This is a genomic window from Sphingobacteriaceae bacterium, from assembly GCA_002319075.1.
GTDB lineage: Bacteria > Bacteroidota > Bacteroidia > B-17B0 > Aurantibacillaceae > Aurantibacillus.
The window spans coordinates 407,949-431,957 of record NVQB01000001.1 but is presented as its reverse complement, the minus strand read 5'-3'; the positions used below and the strand labels follow the sequence as shown (position 1 = coordinate 431,957).

21 protein-coding genes are annotated in these 24,009 nt (G+C 38.0%); 17 read left to right on the top strand and 4 right to left on the bottom strand.

Translation table 11 applies throughout. The annotated features are described in order from the left end of the window. Positions 1-318: 318 nt before the first annotated feature. Positions 319-927 carry an AraC family transcriptional regulator gene (locus CNR22_02050; GenBank protein PBQ30604.1) on the bottom strand — a complete coding sequence of 203 codons (609 nt, stop codon included), beginning with the start codon at positions 925-927 and terminating at the stop codon, positions 319-321. Positions 928-1,348: 421 nt separating this feature from the next. Here CNR22_02050 and CNR22_02045 point away from each other — a divergent pair, with 421 nt between their 5' ends. From CNR22_02045 to CNR22_02035, 3 genes are all read left to right on the top strand, one after another. Then, positions 1,349-1,801, top strand: a complete 453-nt coding sequence (locus CNR22_02045) for a hypothetical protein (GenBank protein PBQ30603.1) — start codon at positions 1,349-1,351, stop codon at positions 1,799-1,801. Further along, on the top strand, positions 1,788-4,586 hold the full coding sequence (locus CNR22_02040; protein ID PBQ30602.1) for a hypothetical protein: 2,799 nt from the start codon (positions 1,788-1,790) through the stop codon (positions 4,584-4,586). The genes CNR22_02045 and CNR22_02040 overlap by 14 nt, the downstream gene beginning before the upstream one ends. A 176-nt stretch (positions 4,587-4,762) precedes the next feature. Further along, complete coding sequence (locus CNR22_02035; protein ID PBQ30601.1) at positions 4,763-5,179, top strand: response regulator; 417 nt, start codon at positions 4,763-4,765, stop codon at positions 5,177-5,179. 771 nt (positions 5,180-5,950) lie between these two features. Here the strand turns inward: CNR22_02035 and CNR22_02030 are convergent. Beyond that, positions 5,951-6,637: a TetR family transcriptional regulator gene (locus CNR22_02030; protein PBQ30600.1), complete on the bottom strand. Its 687-nt coding sequence runs from the start codon at positions 6,635-6,637 to the stop codon at positions 5,951-5,953. A gap of 112 nt (positions 6,638-6,749) precedes the next feature. Between CNR22_02030 and CNR22_02025 the strand changes: the two genes are divergently transcribed. From CNR22_02025 to CNR22_02015, 3 genes are read left to right on the top strand one after another with little or no spacing between them, the layout of a single operon-like run. Next, on the top strand, positions 6,750-8,993 hold the full coding sequence (locus CNR22_02025) for a hypothetical protein (GenBank protein ID PBQ30599.1): 2,244 nt from the start codon (positions 6,750-6,752) through the stop codon (positions 8,991-8,993). Beyond that, entirely contained in the window at positions 8,990-10,381 is a 1,392-nt protein-coding gene (locus CNR22_02020) for a hypothetical protein (protein ID PBQ30598.1), read from the top strand. The genes CNR22_02025 and CNR22_02020 overlap by 4 nt, the downstream gene beginning before the upstream one ends. After that, the gene (locus CNR22_02015) at positions 10,378-10,677 is read left to right on the top strand and encodes a hypothetical protein (GenBank protein PBQ30597.1); all 300 of its coding nucleotides are present in this window, start codon (positions 10,378-10,380) and stop codon (positions 10,675-10,677) included. The genes CNR22_02020 and CNR22_02015 overlap by 4 nt, the downstream gene beginning before the upstream one ends. A gap of 94 nt (positions 10,678-10,771) precedes the next feature. Here the strand turns inward: CNR22_02015 and CNR22_02010 are convergent, their stop codons facing one another. Further along, complete coding sequence (locus tag CNR22_02010; GenBank protein ID PBQ30596.1) at positions 10,772-11,695, bottom strand: LysR family transcriptional regulator; 924 nt, start codon at positions 11,693-11,695, stop codon at positions 10,772-10,774. A gap of 86 nt (positions 11,696-11,781) precedes the next feature. On the opposite strand from CNR22_02010, the gene CNR22_02005 reads away from it, so the two are divergent. The 11 genes from CNR22_02005 (at position 11,782) to CNR22_01955 (ending at position 23,775) form a co-directional block, all read left to right on the top strand. Next, on the top strand, positions 11,782-12,057 hold the full coding sequence (locus CNR22_02005) for a hypothetical protein (protein PBQ30595.1): 276 nt from the start codon (positions 11,782-11,784) through the stop codon (positions 12,055-12,057). Between the two features lie 57 nt (positions 12,058-12,114). Continuing rightward, complete coding sequence (gene icd, locus CNR22_02000; protein ID PBQ30594.1) at positions 12,115-13,551, top strand: isocitrate dehydrogenase; 1,437 nt, start codon at positions 12,115-12,117, stop codon at positions 13,549-13,551. Between the two features lie 23 nt (positions 13,552-13,574). Continuing rightward, positions 13,575-13,817 carry a hypothetical protein gene (locus CNR22_01995; protein ID PBQ30593.1) on the top strand — a complete coding sequence of 81 codons (243 nt, stop codon included), beginning with the start codon at positions 13,575-13,577 and terminating at the stop codon, positions 13,815-13,817. A 5-nt stretch (positions 13,818-13,822) separates the two neighbouring features. Continuing rightward, a complete protein-coding gene (locus CNR22_01990; protein PBQ30592.1) occupies positions 13,823-14,110 on the top strand; it encodes a hypothetical protein in 288 nt (95 codons plus the stop codon). Further along, on the top strand, positions 14,097-14,957 hold the full coding sequence (locus tag CNR22_01985; GenBank protein PBQ30591.1) for a hypothetical protein: 861 nt from the start codon (positions 14,097-14,099) through the stop codon (positions 14,955-14,957). Before CNR22_01990 ends, CNR22_01985 begins: the two co-directional genes overlap by 14 nt. A gap of 8 nt (positions 14,958-14,965) precedes the next feature. Beyond that, positions 14,966-16,318, top strand: coding sequence for a dihydroorotase (locus CNR22_01980; protein PBQ30590.1), 1,353 nt, complete (start codon positions 14,966-14,968; stop codon positions 16,316-16,318). A gap of 21 nt (positions 16,319-16,339) precedes the next feature. Further along, positions 16,340-17,302 (top strand): sodium-dependent bicarbonate transport family permease, encoded by a 963-nt coding sequence (locus tag CNR22_01975; GenBank protein PBQ30589.1) that lies wholly within the window; start codon positions 16,340-16,342, stop codon positions 17,300-17,302. Positions 17,303-17,666: 364 nt separating this feature from the next. Beyond that, the gene (locus CNR22_01970; protein PBQ30588.1) at positions 17,667-18,236 is read left to right on the top strand and encodes an RNA polymerase sigma-70 factor; all 570 of its coding nucleotides are present in this window, start codon (positions 17,667-17,669) and stop codon (positions 18,234-18,236) included. Positions 18,237-18,280: 44 nt separating this feature from the next. Next, positions 18,281-19,267 (top strand): hypothetical protein, encoded by a 987-nt coding sequence (locus CNR22_01965; protein ID PBQ30587.1) that lies wholly within the window; start codon positions 18,281-18,283, stop codon positions 19,265-19,267. After that, entirely contained in the window at positions 19,267-21,729 is a 2,463-nt protein-coding gene (locus tag CNR22_01960) for a hypothetical protein (protein ID PBQ30586.1), read from the top strand. The genes CNR22_01965 and CNR22_01960 overlap by 1 nt, the downstream gene beginning before the upstream one ends. 264 nt (positions 21,730-21,993) lie before the next feature. Then, entirely contained in the window at positions 21,994-23,775 is a 1,782-nt protein-coding gene (locus tag CNR22_01955) for a hypothetical protein (GenBank protein ID PBQ30585.1), read from the top strand. On the opposite strand, the gene CNR22_01950 is transcribed toward CNR22_01955, so the two are convergent. Then, positions 23,757-23,936 (bottom strand): hypothetical protein, encoded by a 180-nt coding sequence (locus CNR22_01950; GenBank protein PBQ30584.1) that lies wholly within the window; start codon positions 23,934-23,936, stop codon positions 23,757-23,759. The genes CNR22_01955 and CNR22_01950 overlap by 19 nt on opposite strands. Positions 23,937-24,009: the final 73 nt, after the last annotated feature.

Below are 24,009 nucleotides of genomic sequence, written 5' to 3'. Positions count from 1 at the left end.
ACTAAGTCGTTTCTGTTGACCTGGCAAAGGTGCGCTGTATTGGTAGAAAAAATGTTACACAATTTTTTAGATAAGTTACAGGATTCACACTAAAGGAATGCTTTTAAAACGTTCTTTAAAATTTGAAGCGAAAGATGTTTGGCGAAAAGGTTCCTCATAAAGGCAGGTTGTTGCTCCCAGGGTCTCTTACCGGTTTGCTTGTTTGTAGCGCAATGTTCTCAAAAACACTGGTGTTTTCTTAAACTGGTTACACGTTCAGCTTTTGCGTTGGTCGGGCCAACTTGTATAGCTCTTGGTAATTGCAGAATAGAATGGCAATTACAAAAGTTGTTTCGTTTTCACGATCTTATCATGCTGTAATATTTCTTCTGATGTACCGGGATAATTTCCCAATTCATCAATAGGGATTCTTCTTTTGTCTTTGAGTTGCCTGAAATGCGATGGTGTTAAGCCGGTTACTTTTTTAAATTGATTTGACAGATGCGCTACACTGCTGTAATTGAGCTTCCAGGCTATTTCGGTTATGCTATGTTCGTTGTAAATAATAAGTTCTTTTATTCTTTCTACCTTATTGGCAATAACAAATTGTTCTATTGTTGTTCCCTGGACTTCTGAAAATAGATTTGCCATGTATGTGTAATCATGATGTAATTTTTCGCTTAAGTAGCTTGAAAAATTTGTTTTGATCAACCCGTCGCAATTGTGTACCATTTCAATAATGGTGTTTTTTATACGCTCAATTAATATGGATCTTTTATCGTCCATGAGTTCCAGACCAGATCCTGAGAGTTCAGTCTTTAAAGTCAGGCGTTGTTGAACCGTGAATTCTTCCATTACGTTTACTTCACCCAATTCTACAATCACAAAATGAACACCCATTTTTTTCAACGCCTCTTTAACTGTAATCTTACAGCGCGTGCTCACCATGTACTTTATGAATAATTTCAATAAAAGCCTCCCTATCTGCATATAGTATACAAAAGTGTAACCATGCGGGCAACGGATGTTATACAAATTTTAAAAACTTACATAATTCACACATCTGTTCTCATAGCGTGCTTTCATTCAACCGGAAAGGAGCAAAAAGGCACGCGCTTGACTGTGGGCTGGTCTTTGAGCGTTAAAGTATTTTCCCACATTCCCAATACGGGATAATCCCACAAACAGTATTTCACGCAAGGAAGCTGTATATGCAGCGTTCGAGAGGTGGCATACAATTGTTATTGCTCTTATATTAAGCGCTAAAATTTTCGTTTAATAAAGCACCCAAATAACTTCTGGTCTGAAAAGAAGCTAATGGAGCTCTCTTGATTTTTTTTGACTGTGCTAATAAGAGAAAGCAACGATCATGAATGATGATAACTTACAAATTGCAGAATTGTTTTTACGCCTGTTTGCAGGTACTCTTTTTTCATTCCAGGGTTACGATAAACTTTTCAGAATTAAGATCCCGATCTTAACAGAAGCATTTGCATTAAGAGTTGAAAGCTATGGCCTGTCACGGCATCTTTTAAACTTTTTTACTTATTGTAGCAGTAGTGTAGAGCTTGCAGCCGGGCTCATGTTACTTACCGGCTTTCTGACAAATTTTGCCTTGTATGCATTAGGGGTTAATTTGCTCGTTGTGAGTTTCGTGTTCACATTTTTCGAACCCATGTGGAATTTAAGGCACGTGTTGCCCCGTCTTGCTCTCGTTATTTTTCTTCTGCTTGTTCCCATAGAAAACAAAATATTCTCTTTGGACCAAGTACTCCATCAAAATGAAAGTCTGTTAAAAAAGAAAACTCATGAAAATGTCTAAAAGCAGTTTAAGTGCCAAATCAAAAATACACCTATTCCACTCAGAAGACGTTACCTATCTTCTGGATACGCTTACAGAAGGTGTACAGGTGATCGATCATACAGGGCGTTATCTCTATGTAAATGCGGTTTTTTCTGATGTTTTAGAAACTCCGGTACAACAATTAGTAATGACAAAAGTAACAGATCATAGTTCTGCAAAGGATAATTCAATTTATTTGTCATACCTGGAAGTCTGCATAAAAAAGCGGATACCACAACACTTCGATTATGAATTTACTTATCCGGATAAATCAAGCGAGTGGTTATCCTTTGACGTCAAGCCAATTAAAGAAGGAATTCTTGTTGTGTCAAGACAAATAACAAGTCTGACAAAAGCAGAAAAAAAACTCAAGAAAGCCCTTCATCTGAATACTTTTATAAGCCAGGTAAATCAACACATAGTTCGGATCAAAGACCAGGCAGGGCTCTTTAAAAACGCCTGCCGCATAGCTATTGAATTTGGCAAATTTAGAATGGCGTGGATAGGGCTATTCGATTTTAAAGTCAAAACAATTCATGTAGTCGATCATTACGGAATGTCTGATAAGGAATTTGTGTTGTTTAAAAAAATTCACTATCAAAAACATGGCCCGCAGGATCATGTTTTAAGAACTAAAAGTTATTACATCTGTAACGATATTGAGAACGAACCTGAGCTGGAAAGCTGGAGACCGTTTGCACAAAAATATCATATACGTTCCTGCATTATTCTTCCTGTAATGAAAGAAAATGTAGTAATAGGTACTTTCAATCTTTACTCAGAAGAAATTAATTTTTCGAACCAGGGCGAAATTGATTTGTTCATAGAACTGGCAGGAGACATCTCGTATGCTCTTGACAAATTTGCAAAATTAAAACGGCAGCAGGAGCTTGAAAATTTGCTGATTCAAAATGAAAAACGCTACCGTGCTTTGATAGAAAAGGGTTCTGATATGATCACATTAGTTAAGGAGAATGGCGAACTCATCTACTGCAGCGCTTCTGTAACAAAAGTACTAGGTTATTCTCAGAAAGAATTATTACATAACTCAGATATCACATTCGTTCATCCTAAGGATAGAAAGGCTTTTATAGAACACATCCGGAAAATTGCATCAGAACCAGGTGCATCCTTCTCTAATCAGCAACGCCTTCTGCATAAGGACGGACACTCTATTTACTGCGAAGGTACCGTTACTAATATGCTGCATGAACCAGGATTAAATGCCATCGTATCAAGTTTCAGGGATATTACTGAAAGAAAGTTAGCAGAGCGCAAACTTAAAAGAAGTGAGGCGTTTACATCCGGCATACTTAACTCTTTAAGTTCCCACATTGCAGTGGTCGACGAAAAAGGAACAATTATCGCGGTAAATGAAACCTGGAACAAATTTGCACTTGAAAATGATGGCATAGACGTGCTGAGAACCGGAGTCGGTAGTAATTATTTTGATGTCTGTGCCCAATCACAGTTAGAAGGCGTGCAAGATGCTACTTTGGTCCTGCAGGGACTTAAAGATGTAATGAGTTCTAAAAGTGAGGACTTTTATTTGGAGTATCCCTGTCATTCTCCTGATAAGCAACGTTGGTTCGGGATGCGCATCATCAAGTTTGATGGAGACGAACCGATGTTAGTGGTGGCTCACCAGGACATTTCTCAACGCAAATTAGCAGAAGAAAATCTTACAAAAAGTGAAGCATCTCTGAATGAGGCTCAAGGCATAGCGCACCTTGGAAACTGGGAAATGAATTTATATTCGCAGGAAGTTTTTTGGTCTAATGAAGCTTATAGGATTTTTGGAATTCCGCAAAGTGATAAAAAACAAATCTATTCTAGCTGGATTAAATTAATTCATGAGAACGACCTTGCTTCTGTTACAGCAGCAGTTAAAGAAGCGAGGGAAAATTTTACCGATACTATATTAAATTACCGTATACGGCTTAAAGATGGACAGATAAAACATATTAATACGAAGAGTAAATTTAAATTTAACGCAGAAGGTGTGGCCGTGGGACTGTTAGGGATAGTTCTGGATGTTACCGACAAAAAAATTGCAGAAGAAGAAAAGGAAAAAATGGTTGCCGATATTATTCTACATAGTAAAAATCTTGAGCAGTTCGCCTACATTGTTTCCCATAATCTGCGCGCGCCTATTGCCAATATTTTGGGACTTGCCTCACTATTAAAAGGTACTTTGACTGAAAAGGACCGTGCAACAAGCCAGGAATACTTGTTTGTTGCAGTAGAGAAATTAGACGAAACCGTTCAGGATCTTAATAAAATATTAAGTATCAGAGCAGAAATAACAGAAAATAGAGAGCTTATTAGTTTAACGGAAATAGTGAACAGCATAGGCATTAGCATTCAAAATGAAATTGAAAAAGAACATGTAAAAATTCTAACAGATTTTACTGCGGTAGATAAAATAGAAACACTGAAGAGTTACGTTCATAGCATCTTTTTTAACCTGATCACTAATAGTATAAAATACCGTCAACCTGCAGTAAGCCCCGTAATTTTAATAAGAGCAGAGCTTCTCAAAGGACGGATAAGAATTTCAGTTAAGGATAATGGACTTGGCATTGATCTGGAGCAAAACCGTGAAAAAGTGTTTGGACTTTACAAACGTTTTCACTTATCGAAGGAAGGTAAAGGTCTGGGGCTTTTTATGACCAGGACGCAAGTAGAGGTACTTGGCGGTAGCATTGTTTTAGAGAGTAAACCGGGGTTCGGAACGGAATTCATAATCGAGCTTCCCCTATGATGTCGTTAAAAGATGCGAGAGGATCATCGCCTGAAATTATTTTTTACATTGTAAGAAACTGCAATCAGTAGGGTAATAGGTTTTATTCTGGCAACATTATTTGCAGAGGTTAAAATCCAAAACACACAGAAAGCAAATACGCATGAAATTGATACTATTAACTAATTTAAAAAAAAATGGAACCTGTAAATTTAGTGGCGCTTATTGATGACGACGAATTGGTAAACTTTATCGGAACAAAAGTAATTGAAAACACGCATCTTGCAAGGAAGATAAAATCCTTTTTGAATGGCCAGGATGCAATCGATTTTCTTAAAGCCAACCGCAATCACCCCGATTTGCTTCCTGAAATTATTCTACTGGATATAAACATGCCGGTGATGGATGGCTTTCAGTTCTTAGAGGAATACGTTAAGTTAGAACCGAACCTTGATAAGACAATAACTATTTATGTTGTTTCTTCGTCAATTTCACAAGCAGATTTTGAAAAAATAAAACAGATCTGTGTGGTATCGGATTTTATTGTTAAACCTATTACGAAAGAAAAGTTTATGAAGATAGTTGAAGCGCTTAACTACAGCGACTTAGTTTAGATGTTAGGTATCATTGTAGAGTCGCCGCCGGACTATAGTGAGTATCATTAAATTTTTAGAAACTCTTGTTCTGGTAAGTGGTAATACATAAGAGAAGGCTCGTAAATAAGCACAGAGCAAAGCTTACAATTTTTTGCATTTATTTGCGGAAGGGGAAATATTTCGCCCTTTTTACCATCGCATTTAAACACGATACCAGATTTGATTCATCTCTAAAAGCGGAAGATATTTAAAGATTCGTCAAAAGATCTTCCAATAAACACTAAGACTGTAACGTCACCAGGATGCACTAAGAAAACTAACAACACTCTGATCGACTCAGAGCTTGCATAAAACCAAACACTCAGTGTACCTAAGTGTTCTGAGTGCCTCAGTGGTAAAACTCCTTAGGGGAACTTGTATCAGATAGATTCGTTTGAGGTGCAGGAGGCAAGTGAACTTGTTCCGCTAACAGTCTAAACTGTGTTAGCACTGGGTGAAACAGTAATACGAGTTGAATTTGAACCCGTATTCCATAGAGAGGAATCAGCACCGACACTTTACCTTTAAAGCATTCTAAATTGCTTACAGCATTTAATTTAAACTACTTTTTAAGTTCAGCTTTAGATTTAATCTTTAAATGCCTGAAATATTTTCGATACCACTTTGAAAATTCCCTTGCATTACAAACCAGGCCCTGTATGAGGTATTGGCTGTTTTGTTAGCACTTTATTGAGCTTTCTGAAAATTTAAGCGCTCCAGCTCAATACCAAAATGCCGGGGGCTCTAGAACTAAGACCTGACAGGTTTTAATGAACTAAACAATAATGATTCCAGAAAAATAATAACCTTTTTATCATCCTTCTCTTTCGGAAAGTCAGTTAACGCCGGCAGGTTTTCCTTAAAAAATTTCTGCGAGTGCGCCATTTCTAAAATGGTGCTTGCTAAAGAATGCGGAAATTTATACTTCGGATTGTATTCCGTTATAATAGATGAAAAACGTTCACATAAATCCTTATAAGGTTTAAAGAGACGGTCTTTATTATCCTTACTCACATTGCGTGTCAAAAATGCTTTAGATCCCTCCCAGATAACCAGTTTATAGCTCTCAAACTCAGAAATAAAGTCAGTATCCGGCGACTCATTAGCTGGCTCTTCGGTAATTAATTTTATAATTGTTTTTAGCTTGGTCTCAGAACTTACGATATTGTTGGTGCTGAAAACCACTTTGTATTCGAGGAAACTCCAATACCAGGTAATGAGATATACGAGCAGCTTGTGTTTGTTCTCAAAGTACCTGTAGATGCTAGCCTCTGTGGTGTTTACCTCAGTGGCCAGCTTTTTAAAGGTAAAATCCTCAAAACCCAGTTTATTGATGAGGCTTAAACCTTGTTTCACTATTTTCTTGCCTAAAGCCGACTCTTCCGGATTCCGAAGATAGAGCTTGTTGTTCATTTTAATACGTACTTCCAATTGCATCACATGCTTTCTTAAATAGCAGTACAAATATAATAAATATTAAATTATTACAATTTATAATAGTATTACTATTAAATAAAGATATATTACTACATTTGTTGAAAATTACACAATGAATAAGCCTCAATTACTTTTTAAATGGCTCTTAAAGGAACGTTCGATCGTTTTCAAAATATATCTTCTAGCGATACTCCAGGGATTGATGTATCTCTCCATTCCCCTGGGAATTCAGGGCATTGTTACATACATCATGGCGGGACGTTTCTCGGCCTCTTTGATTCTTCTCAGTAGTATTACCATCTGCGTAAGCGCCTTTATCGGTTTTTTCCAGTTATGGCAAATGCGTATCAATGAAACTCTGCACCAGAAGATATTCGGTGACCTTGCGGCCCGTATTAACCGGTATCTCGAGAAAAATGAACCCTCTGCAGAATTGTTTCCCAAACTCAATAAATTTTTTGAAGTGGTTATGCTTCAGAAAGGGATCAGCAAGATCTTGCTGGATTTTTCGTTTTCCATAATAAGCATTGTGTTTGGTTTAATCTTATTACCTATCTACAGTTCGTGGTTCCTGATTTTTACCATTTTACTGGGAGCCGCATTTTACTTTATTATCAGGTATTATGGTAAAAAGGGAATTCAGACAAATATTGAAACGTCAAACGAAAAATACAGGTTAATAGAATGGTTCCAGGCGAATGCGCTTGAGAGGCAAAATCAGCTGATAACTGCGGGAACGGAATCGACGTTGCATAAATACTTTACGCAGCGAACAGAGCACTACAACATTCTTGAGAAACAGTTTAAAGGCATTATAGTGTTTAAAGTAAGTTTTATTGGAGTGCTTTTGTTTTTTGGCGCCTACCTGGTGCAAACAGGCGCTTTAAATGTGGGCCAGTTTATAGCCTCAGAGATCATTATCTTTTTAGTGATCAATTCTGTAGAAAAACTTGTGGGTAGTCTTAACACTTTTTACGATATCATTACGAGTCTTTATAAAATTGAAAGTGTGTTTGGAGAAGATAAAGAAATTTCTTTTTTAGACGATGAGAATTTTACTTTAAAAAGTTTCGCAACTATTTATGTAAGGCCATATTCCAAAATCATAAAATATGCACTGGCCGCGATTTTCATTATTGGATTTGTTGTGCTTTTGATGCCCTGGACGCAGAGCGTATCCTCCTATGGAAAAGTAAGCACACTGAACCCCGAAAACAGACCTCAAACCATCACATCGCGCATAGCAGGACGTATTGAAAAATGGTACATCCGTGAAGGGGATTTCGTAAAAAAGAATGATACCATAGCTTTTATATCTGAAATTAAAGAGGAGTATGTCGATCCGCAACTGATAAGCCGCTCCGAATCCATCATTAGAGCCAAGGAGACTACCATTAAATCTTACGAAGACAAAATAACAGCAGTGGATTCTCAAATTGACGCGCTAAATAAAACGCTGCTTTTAAAAATGGAGCAAGGTCGCAATAAAATCATTCAGGCTAAATTGAAAATTACCACCGATAGCATGGATGCAAGAACTTCTACTGCAAACTTTAAAGTAGCAGAAGAGCAGTTAAAACGTTATGAAGAATTGTTGAGTAAGGGTGTTATTTCAAAGACCGAGCTTGAAAACAGAAGAATTAAATTACAGGATGCCCTGGCGAAGAAAACATCAGCTGATAATAAATTTATCTCCACTAAAAATGAATTATTAAATGCTGAGATAGAGCTAAACTCCATTCAACAGGAGTACCAGGAAAAACTCATGAAAACGGAATCGGACAAATTCTCGGCACTATCTCTGTTATATGAAGGCGAAGGATCTTTAACGAAATTACAAAATCAACTGGCAAACTATAGTATGCGTAAAGGTTTCTATTATGTGTTAGCACCTCAGGACGGATACATAGCCAAAACGAATGTTCAGGGTATTGGAGAGATTATTAAAGAGGGCGCTGCTTTATGCAGCATTGTGCCTCAGCAGGATGAGCAGGCTGTAGAATTGTTTATCGATCCTGTAGACCTGCCGCTTATTCAAAAGGGACAAGATGTACAATTACAGTTTGACGGATGGCCGGCCTTTGTTTTTTCTGGCTGGCCAGGAATTAGCTATGGCACCTATAAAGCAGAAATTGTGGCTTATGATAAAGTCATCTCGGAGAATGGAAAGTTCAGGATCCTGGCAAGAAATGCGGGCGAAAAATGGCCGGAGGCAATTCAAATTGGTGGCGGTGTGAAAGGATTTGCGCTGCTTAAAAATGTCCCGCTTTTCTATGAACTTTGGCGAACAGTCAATGGATTTCCACCTGAATTTTATGCGGCAAAAGTTTCTAAAACTAATGAGAGCAAGAAATGAAAAAATCTTTTTTATACCTTTTAGTTTTAGCTGCGGAAGTTTGTTGTGGGCAAACTGTGTTACCAGAATACAATGAATTTATAGCTTCGGTTTTAGAGAATAATCCTCTTGCTAAACGGGCAAATAACGAAAAAAAGTATGCTGAACTTCAGCTAAAAGCAGCGCGGGGCAACTATGATCCTTTAATAAGCGGCAACTACGATCAGAAACAATTTAATGGTTCTAACTATTTCACAACTTTGAATAGCGAAATAAAGCAACCCCTATTTACGAATCAATATCTGAAAGCCGGATACGATTATGGAGTTGGTACGAATGTGAACCCTGAATTTTATACACCTTCTCAGGGCTTGCCATACTTAGGTCTGGAGGTAGGTGTTTTACAGGGATTGGTTATAGACAAGAGGCGGGCAGAAGTTTTAAAATCAAAAGCTTACATCAATTATTACACAGCCGAGCAGCAACAGCAGCTCAACACCCTTTTATTTGAGGCTTCACAACGTTATTTTGAATGGCTGTTCACCACGAATCAGATAGCGCTCAGCAATTACTTTATGGATGCTGCCCGCAAAAGACTGGAGGGAGTGGAAGCGCTGGCTGCAGTTGGAGAGAGAGCCTCCGTGGATACTGTGGAGGCCGCTATATTTTATCAAACCAGGTTGCTGGATCTGCAAAATGCCTTGATTGAAAACCAGAAAAGCACCAACGAGCTTTCAGGGTTTATCTGGCAAAATAATTCTCCTTCGCTGGTTACTACTACTTACCAGGTTTCCGATAGCCTTGAAGTTTATTATAAAAAAGCAAAATCAGTCCTTAGTGAAAAGCTCACCAGCAACACCCTTCAAAACCCGGTCTTGACGAAGTATACGGCCTATCAAAAAGTTCTGGATACAGATGTAAGACTAAAAAAAGAAATGATCAAACCGGTTCTGAATGTCAAATATAATTTTCTTTCCAATAACACTTCTGCAATCAATCCGGCATTTTCAACCAACAATTATAAATGGGGTTTAAATATGTCTTTCCCGCTATTGCTCAGAAATTCTACCAACGAATACAAAATGGCGCGTGTTATTTCTCAAAATAATTCTTTAGAACTGCTTAATAAAACGAACGAATTAAATTTTAAATACAACGCTTTGGAGAAGACTTTGGCGATTTTAGCGCAACAGCTTATGAATGCTGAACGTTCAGTCAATTATAGCAAAATGCTTTTGGATGCAGAAAAAGTTAAATTTCAGAATGGAGAAAGTTCTGTATTTATGATCAACACGCGGGAGAATAAATTACTTGAAACAGAATTGAAGCTGGCAGAATATAAGCTGAAATTTATAAAAATGGTTATTACTATTGTTTATTTAAACGGAACCTTAGATTATAAACTATGATCATACTAGATATTATTTTGGAAGACGAGAAAAAAGCAGAAGAAATTTCTTCCTTTTTAATCACTGAGAAGTATGCCGTTCAAACGCATATTGATACAAATACAATTTTAACTGCAAAGGGACAAAAGAAAACCATCCGTTTGTTTTTTATCACCAAGGCGCTGTTGTACGATGTTATAGAGCGAGAAGTTAAAAAGAATTTCTTTTCGCAAGGAATGATTATTTATGCTTCGCCTGTAAGTCATATTAATCAGGAATTTGGCGACTTGTTAAGGACAAATATTAAAGCTATCTAAGATAAAGCAAACTACCCGGCCGTCCTATCCACCAAACATCACCTTCATTCATCTGTTCACTGCTCAATCCACATCCTTTCTGTTAATCCGCTTGTCAATATCTATTGAACCAATCAAACTTTTCACGAATGATTTTTTCTTTTTCGGTTTTAACATAGTTGATGTAAGCTGCTGCTACGGGTGAGTGTTTTTTGTTTTTTAACCAGATTAAATGCCAGGTGGTTTTAATCGGGAAATCTTTCACGGGCACAATTTGCAGATCTTTATTTAGTAACTCGTTTTTAATTCCTATTAAGGGCATAATTGAATAGCCCAGCCCTGCTATCACCGCTTGCTTTACAGCTTCATTGGAGGTAAGTTCCATTTTTTTATGCACTGGTAACTTGTTTTTAGCAATAAACTTTTCCATGGCTACACGTGTGCCGGATCCCTCTTCTCTGAAGATCATCGGAAGATCATTGAAGATCTTTTTATCATAGGGTGCTTTTTTAAATTTAGTTTCCATATTGCCCACTACATAAAGTTTGTTGGGCATCAGATCTACCTTTTCTATTTGAAGTTTGTCGGGTAAAACCGAAACCAGAGCAAAATCAATTTCATTATTTAAAAGAGTGTTGATCACTTTACTCTTATTGGTCACATCCAGTAAAAGTTCTATGCCTTCCTGTTTTTTCATAAATCCGGATAGAAAATAGGGTATAATATATTTTCCTGTTGAAACAGATGAAATTTTTAGCTTGCCAGAAAGATGACCTTTGTACGCCATTGTTTTATAATTAATAGCATAAACTTCGTTAACGATACGCTCAGCCATTTCAATGATTTCATTTCCGAAGTCGGTAATGTATAATTGCCTGCCAACCACTTCTGTTAAAGGAATATCGAATTGATCCTGTAGATTTTTTATTTGGATCGATACCGCAGGTTGCGTCATATGCAATTCTTCGGCAGCTTTTGTAATGCTTTGTAATTGCGCCACTTTTAAAAAAATCTGTAACTGGTGTAGTGTATAATGCATAAATTATATTTATGTAAGTCATAACAAATATAAATAAAAATATATGTATCGGCCTGCGTAATTTTGCTCACGATAAAACAAAAAATATGACATCTAAAAAAAGTAATTCAAAGGCAAAGGCAGTCCTGATTATTACAGGAGGAATAGCATGTTTAATTTTAGTGTTTTGTGTGATCTCTCACTTAACACCTTTAGGAATGTTACAGTATTTAGCTGATTACGCAGCGCATCACTACTTTGTGGTTGGCTTTTTATGCGTTCTTGTGGCGCTGGCCAGTTGGAGACTCTACACCACTCTCGACCACGAAATTGATTTAAAGCATCAAAAAAAACAATCCAGTTACAGGGAAATTAAAGAATAAAGGAGCTGGATAGGTAAGCTCTAAGCAGGAAATTGAATTCAAACTTAAATTAACTATATGAAACGTATAACAATTGCAAAAGGGGATGGCATCGGTCCTGAAATAATGGATGCTACATTAAAAATACTGTTAGCAGCTGGCGCTAAAATAGAGATGGATGAAATTGAAGTTGGCGAAAAAGTTTATCTGGCTGGCAATACTTCCGGTATTGCAAAAGAATCGTGGGATACTATCCGGAAGAATAAAGTTTTTTTAAAAGCTCCTATTACCACACCGCAGGGGGGAGGATATAAAAGTCTGAATGTTACAACGCGGAAATTCCTCGGGCTTTATTCCAACGTGAGGCCTTGTATGAGCTTACATCCTTTTGTAAAAACCAAACATCCCGAAATGGACCTGGTTATCATAAGAGAAAACGAGGAGGATCTGTATGCCGGAATTGAACATCAGCAAACGGATGAAGTTGTTCAATGCTTGAAAATTATAAGCAGGCCTGGTTGCGAAAAAATTGTTCGCTATGCTTTTGAATATGCTAAACAGTATGGTCGGAAAAAGGTAACATGTTTTACAAAGGATAATATCATGAAGCAAACGGATGGGTTATTTCACCAGGTGTTTGATGAGATAGCCGAAGAATATCCTGAGATAGAGAATGAACATTGGATTATTGATATCGGCGCGGCTAAGATGGCTGATACGCCTGAAGTATTTGATGTTATTGTTACTTTAAATTTATATGGTGATGTGTTGTCAGATGTGGCCGCACAAATTGCGGGATCAGTTGGACTGGCGGGATCGGCCAATATAGGCGAGGAATGCGCTATGTTTGAAGCTATTCACGGATCGGCTCCACGCAGGGCTGGACAAAATTTAGCGAATCCTTCCGGCCTGCTGCAAGGCGCGATCATGATGTTAAATCATATTGGTGAAACACACGCCGCTGAGAGAATACAAAACGCCTTGTTAAAAACAATCGAAGATGGCATTCACACCTACGATATTTACAAAGAAAATATCAGCAAACAAAAAGTTGGAACGAATGAGTTTGCAGATGCGGTAATTGCAAACCTCGGAAAAGAGCCATCGACTTTGAAAAAAGTTTCATACAACAACAGTTCTGCTTTAAACATGCCAAAGTATAAACGTGGGGTTGCTGCAAAGAAAGAGCTTCAAGGAGTAGATCTCTTTGTGCATTGGGATGGCTTAAACCCTGATGAGTTGGCAAATGTGATAAAAAAGCTGGAAACTAAAGAGATTAAACTTTCCATGATTACCAATCGCGGTATAAAAGTCTGGCCCGAAGGGTTTAAAGAAACATTTTGTACGGATCACTGGAGATGCCGTTTTAAACCGGTGAATGATGCTGCTGCTACCAAGGCTCACATCGTTGAACTTCTCAATGCAGCTATTCTTAACGGCATAGATGTGATTAAAACCGAAAATCTATATGCTTTTAATGGCAAGCCAGCTTACTCTCTTGGTCAAGGACAATAATTAATAACCAAAAAATAAAGTATATGAAAATACATTTAATACAGGGCCAATTCACAGCTAAAGACGCCATCGCTATTGTCACAAAAATGATTGATGTGAAGATCAGGTTTCATGAGGAAAAAATTGAAAGTGCCGATCATGCGGAAGATATTAAAATGCGTGAAACCCGCATCAAATCTTTGCAAAAAGAACTTTATAGTTTCCGAAAGACCATTGAAGCCCTCGGAGATAATGTATCGGTTCAAAGCGAAATAAACATAGGTTAGTAACAATGGAAAAGCAACATACCTTTAAGTTAATAGATGGTGATTTTACACCCTCAGAAGCCCGGAACATATTATTCGCGCTCATTACCAGTAAAATTAGCTTTCACTCTACAGAATCTTTTGGCATTACCGTACGAACAAGTGGCGATACTTCTTTCCATGAAAAACGTATCAAGCAGCTAACACAAAATAACAAGGAGGTTAAAAACCTGATGGATTATGCTGAGGAAAATAAATTTCGGTTGAGAATAAACGGAACTGTAGAGATTAAATTAATGAATGAGGAAGGATAGGATAAAAGAAGTATTTGCAGGTCGAAAATTAATTATTGCTACCAAACATCGGAAAGAACAGGTCATTTCTCCGGTTTTAAACAAGGCCCTTCATGTGGAATGCCTGCATGATGCAACACTTGATACCGATAGTCTGGGAACTTTTACCGGCGAGGTAGAGCGCCTGGATGATGTATTGGAAACGGCGCGTAAAAAGTGCCGGATGGCCATGCAACTTAGCAATTGCGACATGGCTGTGGCAAGTGAAGGTTCTTTTGGTGCTCATCCGACATTAGGTTTCATGAATGCAGATGATGAATTACTCTTGTTCATGGATGCCAAAAATGAATTAGAGGTTGTAGTTAGAGAACTCAGTGTAAAAACAAATTTTAACGGACAAAAAATAAAAACTGAAACTGAGTTAATCGATTTTGCCGACCGGGCTAAATTTCCAAGCCACGGATTGATTCTCAGAAAGTCTGCAACAAGTCATTCAGAAATTGTAAAAGGCATCACTGAGCTTTCGGTTTTAAAGGATGTTTTCTACGACTTCGTAATTCGTTTTGGCGAAGTGTATATCGAAACAGACATGCGGGCAATGTATAATCCTACCCGGATGGAAGTTATAGAATCAGCAGCAAAAAAATTGGCAGATAAAATCGTTTCTTTTTGTCCGCAATGTTTTACCCCTGGTTTTGGCGTTACCAATGTTAAGGCGGGTTTACCATGCATGAGCTGTGGATTTCCAACCAGATCAACTTTATTTCACGAGTATCGGTGCATAAAATGTCATTACACGGAGGATAGAAAATATCCAAATGGAAAAAAAACGGAGGAACCTACTTTCTGTGATATTTGTAACCCTTGATTTGAGCCATGAAGAGACTAGTCATAAAAAATGCTACGTTAGTGAATGAGGGATCTGTCTTTAATTCAGATTTACTGATTGTTAACGGGAGAATTGAAAAGATTGATAAAAACATTGGAATACAAGGCCAACGTTTTGATATGATAGATGCCCAAGGTTTGTATCTTATTCCAGGGATGATTGATGACCAGGTGCATTTCAGGGAGCCAGGTCTGACGCATAAAGCTAGTTTGAATTCCGAATCAAAGGCGGCTGTTGCCGGTGGCATAACCTCTTTCATGGATATGCCAAATACCATTCCAAATACTTTATCACTTGATTTACTGGAGGAAAAATACCGGCTGGCTCAAAAGAGTTCATTAGCCAATTATTCTTTTTTTATGGGGGTAAATAAATCTAATCTACAAGAAGCGCTCAGGATTGATAACGAAAGCGTTTGTGGATTAAGTGACGACGGATTATACTTTGACAATGACGAAGGTATATTGGCGAATTATCCTGAATTTCTTGAAAAATTATTCAGTAGAACAAACACACTTATTGCCCTGCATTGCGAAGACGACTCACTTATAAAATCCGCCGGCAATTTCTATCAGCATTTATACGATGGCGATATTCCTGTAAGATGCCACCCTCTGATTAGAAGTGAAAAAGCTTGCGTTGTTGCTACAAAAAGAGTCATAGAACTGGCTGAACAGTTCAATACACGGTTACATATTTTGCATGTATCCACGCAGTCGGAAACCGGTTTTTTTAGAAATGATCTGCCAATTCGAGATAAGAGGATTACCGGTGAAGCGTGTGTTCATCATTTGTGGTTTTCAGATCAAGACTACAGGAGTTTGGGTAATAAAATAAAATGGAATCCTTCGATTAAAACGCAACAAGATAAGGAGGGGCTTTTAGATGCCTTAAAGAAAAACAAACTTGATAGTATTGCCACAGATCATGCTCCCCATCTGCTAGCTGAAAAATCGGGTAGTTATGATAACGCTAAATCAGGCGGGCCATTGGTGCAACATGCTCTGCCTCTTTTATTGGAATTGTATCACCAGGGTAAAATTTCTTTGGAGGATATTGTAAGGAAAACGAGTCACAATGTTGCAGAAATCTACCGGATAAGAGAGCGCGGTTATATAAGAGAGGGGTATTACGCTGATCTGGTAATGATAGATTTAAACAACCCATGGAAATCCACTGCAGAACATTTACTTTATAAATGTGGCTGGTCGCCATTTGAGAATTACACTTTTAAAAGTAAGATCATGAAAACCTTCGTCAATGGTAATTTAGTTTACACTGCCGGAGCGTTTAATGAAAGTGAAAAGGGCAAGCGCCTTAATTTTGAAAAAGAACGATAAAGAAATAACCAGATAAAAAATATGAATCTAGATCTACTCGTATCAAACATTACAAATCCCGCTTTTTTGTTTTTTATTTTAGGAATTATTGCAGTCAAACTAAAAAGCGATTTAGAAATTCCTTCAAATTCATCCAAATTTATCTCTCTCTATCTTCTTTTTTCTATCGGCTTTAAAGGTGGGCAGGAATTATCCCATGAAAATTTTTCAGATGAAATTATCTGGTCAATGCTTTTCGGAATATTGATTTCATTATTAATCCCTGTCTATACTTTTTTTATTCTAAAAAGAAAAATGAATGTATACGATGCAGGAGCAATAGCTGCAGCTTATGGCTCGGTGAGCGCGGTAACTTTTGTCACTGCAGTGTCTTACCTTGAATCTCAAAAAATGGAATTTCACGGACATATGGTAGCTATCATGGCATTAATGGAATCTCCGGCTATAGTGGCCGGCTTAATACTGATGTCGGTGTTTAACAAGGAAGAAAAAATTCGTGTCGATAAAATGTCAGTGATAAAGCACTCTTTAACAAATGGCAGCGTACTGCTAATTCTAGGCAGTTTAATTATTGGGTTGATGGCTAATGCCAAACAAGCCGAGGGGATCAAACCTTTTACCAACGATATTTTTAAAGGCTTTCTTGCTATATTTTTACTGGACATGGGAATAAGGAGCGGCCGGAAATTGAGTTCGTTCTTTTCTAATGGGTGGTTCCCGGCAGTGTTCGCTATTCTTATACCCTTATTTAATGGCTGCATGGTAGCGTTGACAAGCAGCATGGTGACCAAGGACATTAGCAGCCGTTTTATATTTGCTGTATTGGCGGCAAGTGCTTCCTACATTGCTGTTCCCGCTGCCATGAAATTATCAGCACCTAAAGCTAACGAGGGTTTGTATTTGCCCATGGCCCTTGCAATTACATTTCCTTTCAATATAACATTTGGGATGCCACTTTACCTTATGGTTATTCAACACTACTAAATTCAGAATACGATTAGCTTTGTGTAAAGTAATTCTCCATAGATTCTCCGCGAAAAAAAAACGAGTTAGAACTTATTCCGATTCAAAAATAATAAGGCCATTTTATCATGCTTTTTGGAGCAGGTTTTTGAGGGGCAGTATTTGTCAAGTGCCTGCACTTTATCTGCGATCAACTCTGATCTGGCTTTTAAACTGAACTAGAATTGCGTTTGATTGGGTTATTGAATTCACTCTTATTGCAAAATGGTCAGCCGTTCAATCAATCTATAAATTACTTATTTTTACTAGCATTACTTTTAATTCATATTGCCTCAAAAACAGTTTAAAGTTTAACTATTAGTTGACAAGCATACACTACAAGTTTATGACAGAATCTAATTTAACGGAAAGAGATTTTGGACAACTTTTCGAGTTGCATTATGATGGACTCTGCAGGATTGTCTTTCCAATTTTAAAAGATCAGGCGGCTGCCGAAGATGTTGTGCAGGATGTTTTCGTAAAACTATGGCTTCGCAAAGGCGAACTCCAGGAAATTAAAAACTACCAGGCGTATTTATACAAGTCGGTTGTTTTTAGAGCACTGGATTATTTACGCAAACGAAAGACAGAGGGTTTGCTTAAAGACGAACTAAAAATAGTTTCCACTCAATTTCAGGAAGCAGATACAGCGCTCGAACAAAAAGAGCTTCGCAACGCTATTGACGCAGGTCTTGAAAAAATGCCGGAACAAATGCGAATGATTTTTCACCTGAGCAGATTTAGTGGTCTTAAAAACCGGGAAGTTGCCGAACAATTAAACATTTCGATAAAAACCGTTGAAAGCAATCTGTCTAAAGCCCTTAAGATTCTTGCTGATCATTTGGCAATCTTCTCTAAAAACCAAACGCTTAACATTTTAATTTGGCTTTTGACATGGTATTTGTTAAACACATAGGGTAAATACCTTTTTAAACGACTATACATTAGACAACACACACAATGAATGACTGGGAATCAATACTTAGGTATCTAAAAAATGAGGCTTCGCAGGAGGAGAGAGAGAGTTTAGAAAAATGGCTTCAGGAAAATGAAGGCAATAAGGCGCTCTACAAACAGGTTAAAGCTACATGGGACAGTTCGGGTATATTGGCACAAGATTTAGAACTTGACAAACCCAGAGCGTGGCAAGCCATCCAGAAGAAAATCGCTGTGGAGCAGGAGAAAACTGCTTTTCCTCAGATTAAAGGCAAATCCTACCTTTCCTGGACACTAGGAATGGCGGCCTGCCTGGCTTTGGCTGTTTTTGCCATCTATCTTTATGGTAATAAGAATCAAGGGGCCGAGATGCTCACGGTTAACACCTTCGACGTGAAAAGAATGGTTGTGTTGTCGGATTGCACTCATGTTGTTCTGAATAAAAATAGCTCTTTAGTATATCCAAAAGAATTTAAATCTGACGAACGTAAAGTCAGTTTGACTGGTGAAGCTTATTTTGATGTGACGAAAAATGCGGAAAAACCTTTTATAATAGCGAACGATAATTTTGAGGTAACTGTTTTGGGCACCTCCTTCAATATTTCTGCATATGAAAAAGAACAAAACTCCACAATTACTGTTATAACAGGAAAGGTAGCGCTAAGATCAATAGCTGGTGAGTCAATAACGTTAGTGAAGGATGAAACGGGTATAGTAAACATGGCCAACAAACAGCTTATAAAACAAAAAAGTTCCGATTTAAATTTTTTGTCGTGGAAAACAAAAAAGTTAGAATTTAAGAATGCTGCTTTCCAGGAAGTTTGCGATAAGCTTCAAGATTATTTTGCCATTAACGTAGACGTAAAAAACCAGGAAATATTGAAATGTAAATTTACCGGTTATTTTGAAGAGCCTAGCCTCGGGCAAATTATTGCGATACTCGAGAAAACTCTGAACATTAAGATGCAGGTGAATAATAAGCAGGTAATCATTACTGGTAAAGGGTGCTAATGCCGATGAAATTTTTTTTAGTTATTAAACTATTTCTATTGTTTAGCCTTGGCGCTATTGGCCAGGAGCGCTTGCAGGAAAAAAGAATAACTCTAACTGCTGCAAACAAACTGTTGTCGGAAGTGCTGGCTGATTTGGGTGAAAAGGAAGGTTTAAGTTTTACTTATGGCAGCACCATTAACCTTTCACAACGTGTTACTGTAAATTTAAATTCTGTTTCGCTTACTGAAGCTCTGGATAAAATTTTGAAACCTTGTAATATTGAATGGGAAATTATTGATAAGCAGGTGGTGCTGATGCCTGGTAATAAACCGCGTTTTACTATTTCGGGTAGTGTGCGCGACAGTGTTGCGGGCGATCCTTTGCCTTATGCTGCCGTAAAAATAAAAGATGCTTCCTTTTCCACTTTAACCGATTTTGAGGGGAAATTTACATTGCGGAATGTTCCAGAAGGCTCGCACATCTTATTGATAAGCAACTTTGGATACCGGGCATACGCCTCACCCATACAGGTAACAGGTAAATCAACAAAGTTCTCAATACCACTTTCTCCCGAAGCAATTACTTTGTCTGAAACAATTGTAACTTCTGATAAGATCATTGAGCGCGCCTCAGTGAGCCAGATGGAGTTGAATCAGGCGCAATTACAGATGAACAAAGGCATTTCCAACGATCCCCTTAACAGTTTAACTGCACTGCCTGGCGTGCTGGGCCGCATTGATATTTATGGAACTTCTAATATTCACATACGGGGAGGGGAGTCATTCGAAAATCAATTTCTTCTGGATAATATCAAATTGTCATTTCCTTTTTATTCTATCGGCCAATCGGTTTTTAATCCTGATATGCTTGAGAAAGCTGAAGTGCTTACGGGAGGATATGCTTCAAATTACGGTCAGTCTATGTCCTCCGTTTTTAATCTGACCACCAAAACAGGCGACTTTCAAACGTTTAAAGGCAATGTGGATTTTAGTGTTTTAAATAACTCGGCTCTGTTGCAGGGGCCGCTTATTAAAAATAAATTCAGTTTCATTGTGGGAGTAAGAAAAAATAATCTTGATCTGCTAAATCTGAACCAGCATTCAAAAGCTTTTTTTATGGGTGACGTAAGTAGTAAGCTCACGTATATTGTAAATGAAAAAACAAAAGTAAGTGTAACCTCCATTAATGTGGTGGATAACCTTGACTTTACGCACTCGCCAGACTTCCGCCTGAAATTAAGAGCTAAAAATACTATCAATGCTCAAAATTTACAGGTGCAAACCGTGATGGGAAAAAAGACTTACAGTAAAACTTCGTTCCTGCATTCGGGCTTAACTACTTCTTCGAAATTTGGCAAATACTATTATAACACCAACAATACTACCTATGGCTTACGAGAAGACCTCACGCATTATCTGAATTCTCAAAGCAAAATTAAAACGGGTATTGAATTAAATTTAGAAGATGACAAGCTAAGTGTTTTTGATTATTACCGCGCTACAGATATTGCCATCACCGACACGGCGCATCTGCTTCTGAATATTCGTTTGAATACTACAAACGTGACTTCTGCCGCGTATGCTTTTTATGATGCCACCATCTTAAAACGAATTCTATTAAACGTTGGGGCAAGACTGGATTACTCACAGTTGAATGCTGCTTACGATATTTCACCTCGCTTGACAGTGGCTTACCAGTTAACAAGGAATACACTAGTTTCGGGCAGCTGGGGTGTATTCAATCAGGCGCCTGTTCTTTACCAGTTAAATCAAAATAAAAAACTAACATCGAATCAGTGCCAGCATACGATTTTATCTGTAACAAAAAAAATACGTGGCAGTCTGGAGGCGAGGGTAGAAGCCTACTACAAAAAATATGACAAACTCGTTATGTTCGACAAAAGTTTAAATTTTACAAATCAGGGCTATGGTGAAGCAAAAGGCGTAGAATTTATTTTGAAAAAGGAACAGGGAAATTTAAGCGGATGGATGTCTTACGCTTTATCTGAAAGCTCACGCCGGAGAAACTTGCAGGATATTGCTTATCCCTTTTATTTCGATCAGCGGCATTCTTGTAATTTGATAATAAACTATGCTCGCAAAAATGCGGGTAAAAAATGGATTTTTCCTTATTCCTATAGCTTAGATTTTCGTTACGCTTCCGGATCTCCTTATACACCCATAGTATTAGATACCTTATCAGGAAACCATTTGTTAATAGCGGGTGCGATTAATTCTGCAAGAAATCCTGCTTTTAATAATCTCAATTTGAAAGTTCAGTGGTTGATTAAAACGGGAAAGCGGAAACAACACACTTTGCTACTCTATCTCGATATATGGAATGTCTTGAGTTTTAATAATCTTGTAGTGCGCCAGTACGTCATTAATAAAGAACAAGAAAACGTTACTGTCAAAAATAACTATGCAGCCAGGTTTTACCCAAATTTTGGTTTGAGGTTCGACTTTAATACGAACAAGTAAATAAAAACAGTAGACTGTCCTTTATTTTAAGAAGGATGTTTTCTCAAAAGAATTCTTACAAACATTGTTGCGGTAATAACTGCGGGGCTTGATGCGACTTATCACAACTAGTTTGCAAATAAAATCGGCATCTGAGTAAAAATACTGTTTAACATATTTTTAGTTTTTAACTGTAGGGTAATTGTTTTTTGGCACGACATAGTAGTAAGGGCAAAGAGTCCTGGTTAATTATAAATGTATTAAAAACCTTTAAAACCTAAAAAAATGACAAAAAAACTATTTATCCTGGGAATTGCTTTAACATTTAGCTCCCTGATTTTTACAGCCAAAGCGCAAACAGCCTCGCTACAAGTGATTCACAACTGTGCCGATGCAGCCGCTGGCACTGTAGACATTTATGCAGGTACAAGCTTATTGATTAACGATCTTCAGTTTCGTTATTCATCACAAACATTTACGAATATTCCTGCGGCAACAGTCTTAACAATAGGTGTGGCGCCGGGAACATCAACAGCCTCTACACAATCCATTGCTACCTTCACTGTTAACTTTATTCCTAACAGTTTAAATATTGTAGTGGCAGATGGAATTGTTTCTCCAACCGGTTACAGCCCTTCAAACGCTATGGCACCTTTTATGTTGAGCACTTACACAGCAGGCGTTGCCGCTGCGCCAAATGCGACTACAACCAGTATATTGGTACATCATGGCAGTACAGATGCACCCACTGTGGACATCGTTGCGCCATTAACGGGTGTTAATCCTACCTTGCCCAACGTACTCGTAAACAACGCCTCTTATCCGGCTTTCGCACCTTATTTAAACCTGCCTACAGCTAACTACAATATCCAGGTACGCGACCAGTTTTCGGAAAATGTAGTGGCTGAGTACGTTGCTCCATTATCTACTTTAGGTTTAGGTGGCGCAGCACTAACGGTACTGGCAAGTGGGTTTTTAAATCCGGCAACTAATAGTAATGGACCAGCTTTTGGCCTGTATGTAGCTACTCCAGCGGCAGGATCATTAATTCCACTACCAAGTTCCACTATCACTTCTACGCGATTACAAGCTATCCATAATTGCGCTGATGCGGCGGCTACGCAAGTAGACGTTTGGTTTCAATCAGCTGCAACCGGCACGGCTCCTATTGTTCTGATCAATGATTTTGCTTTTAGAACTGCTTCTCCTTTTATTGATGTTCCGGCAGGGCAAACTGTAACCGTTTATATTGCTCCGCCAACAAGCACCAGTGTGGCTTCTGCCTTAGCTACATTTACTTATAATCTATCTTCAGCTTCAAAATACCAATTGATCGCGAGCGGAATTGTTAGTGGTTCAGGATATACACCAGGTTCGTCTACAGCGGCTTTTAATTTAATTGCAAATGCTTCTGTAAGAGAACGCGCACTAAACGCAATTAATACCGACGTGTTGGTATTTCATGGTTCAACTGACGCACCTGCAGTAAATGTTGCGGCAGAAGGAGCCGGAACTGTTGTTTCTAATATAACTTATGGAAGCTACAATTCAACAGGGTACTTGCCTTTAGCCTCTAATACTCCGTCAGGAAATTATACTTTGTATGTTACAAATACAGCAGGAACAGCTACAGTGGCCACTTATTTGGCACCGTTAAACACATTAGGACTTTCAGGAAGCGCTATTACTGTTTTAGCCAGTGGATTTTTAACTCCGGCTAATAATAGTAACGGCCCTTCATTCGGTCTTTGGGTAGCTTTGGCAAGCGGTGGAACATTAATTCCTCTTCCAGCCCTAACTACTGGTACTATCACAGGCATAAATGAACAAGTTGATCTGCGCAGTTCTGTTTCAGTATATCCAAATCCTTTTGCTGATCAAATCACCATCAAGAACAGTAATTTAAAAACAGACGTGCAATTATCAGATTTAAGCGGAAAGATAATTGAAACGCAAAATTCTGAATCCGGTCTGTTAGAATTTAATACACACAATTTAAACGCTGGTATCTACTTTCTAAAAGTAACGAGCCAGGGTGCTACATTAACTTATAAAATTGTGAAATAGTAACTCACAGTTTTTGTGTGAAAAGGCTGCTCCATTTCTGAGCAGCCTTTTTTTGCTTTTAGTATGGTAAGAGGTTCGGCAACAGCAAGTCTTAACTGAAACTTTGGCAACCTGCTGGATGGCGCGGCCGATCCGACTTTCTCTATCAATCCTTCAAGCATGTTCTCAGCAGCGAAATTAAGTTTAGAATAAACTATGACATTAACACCTCTTCACTCTCAACTGCTTCAAACC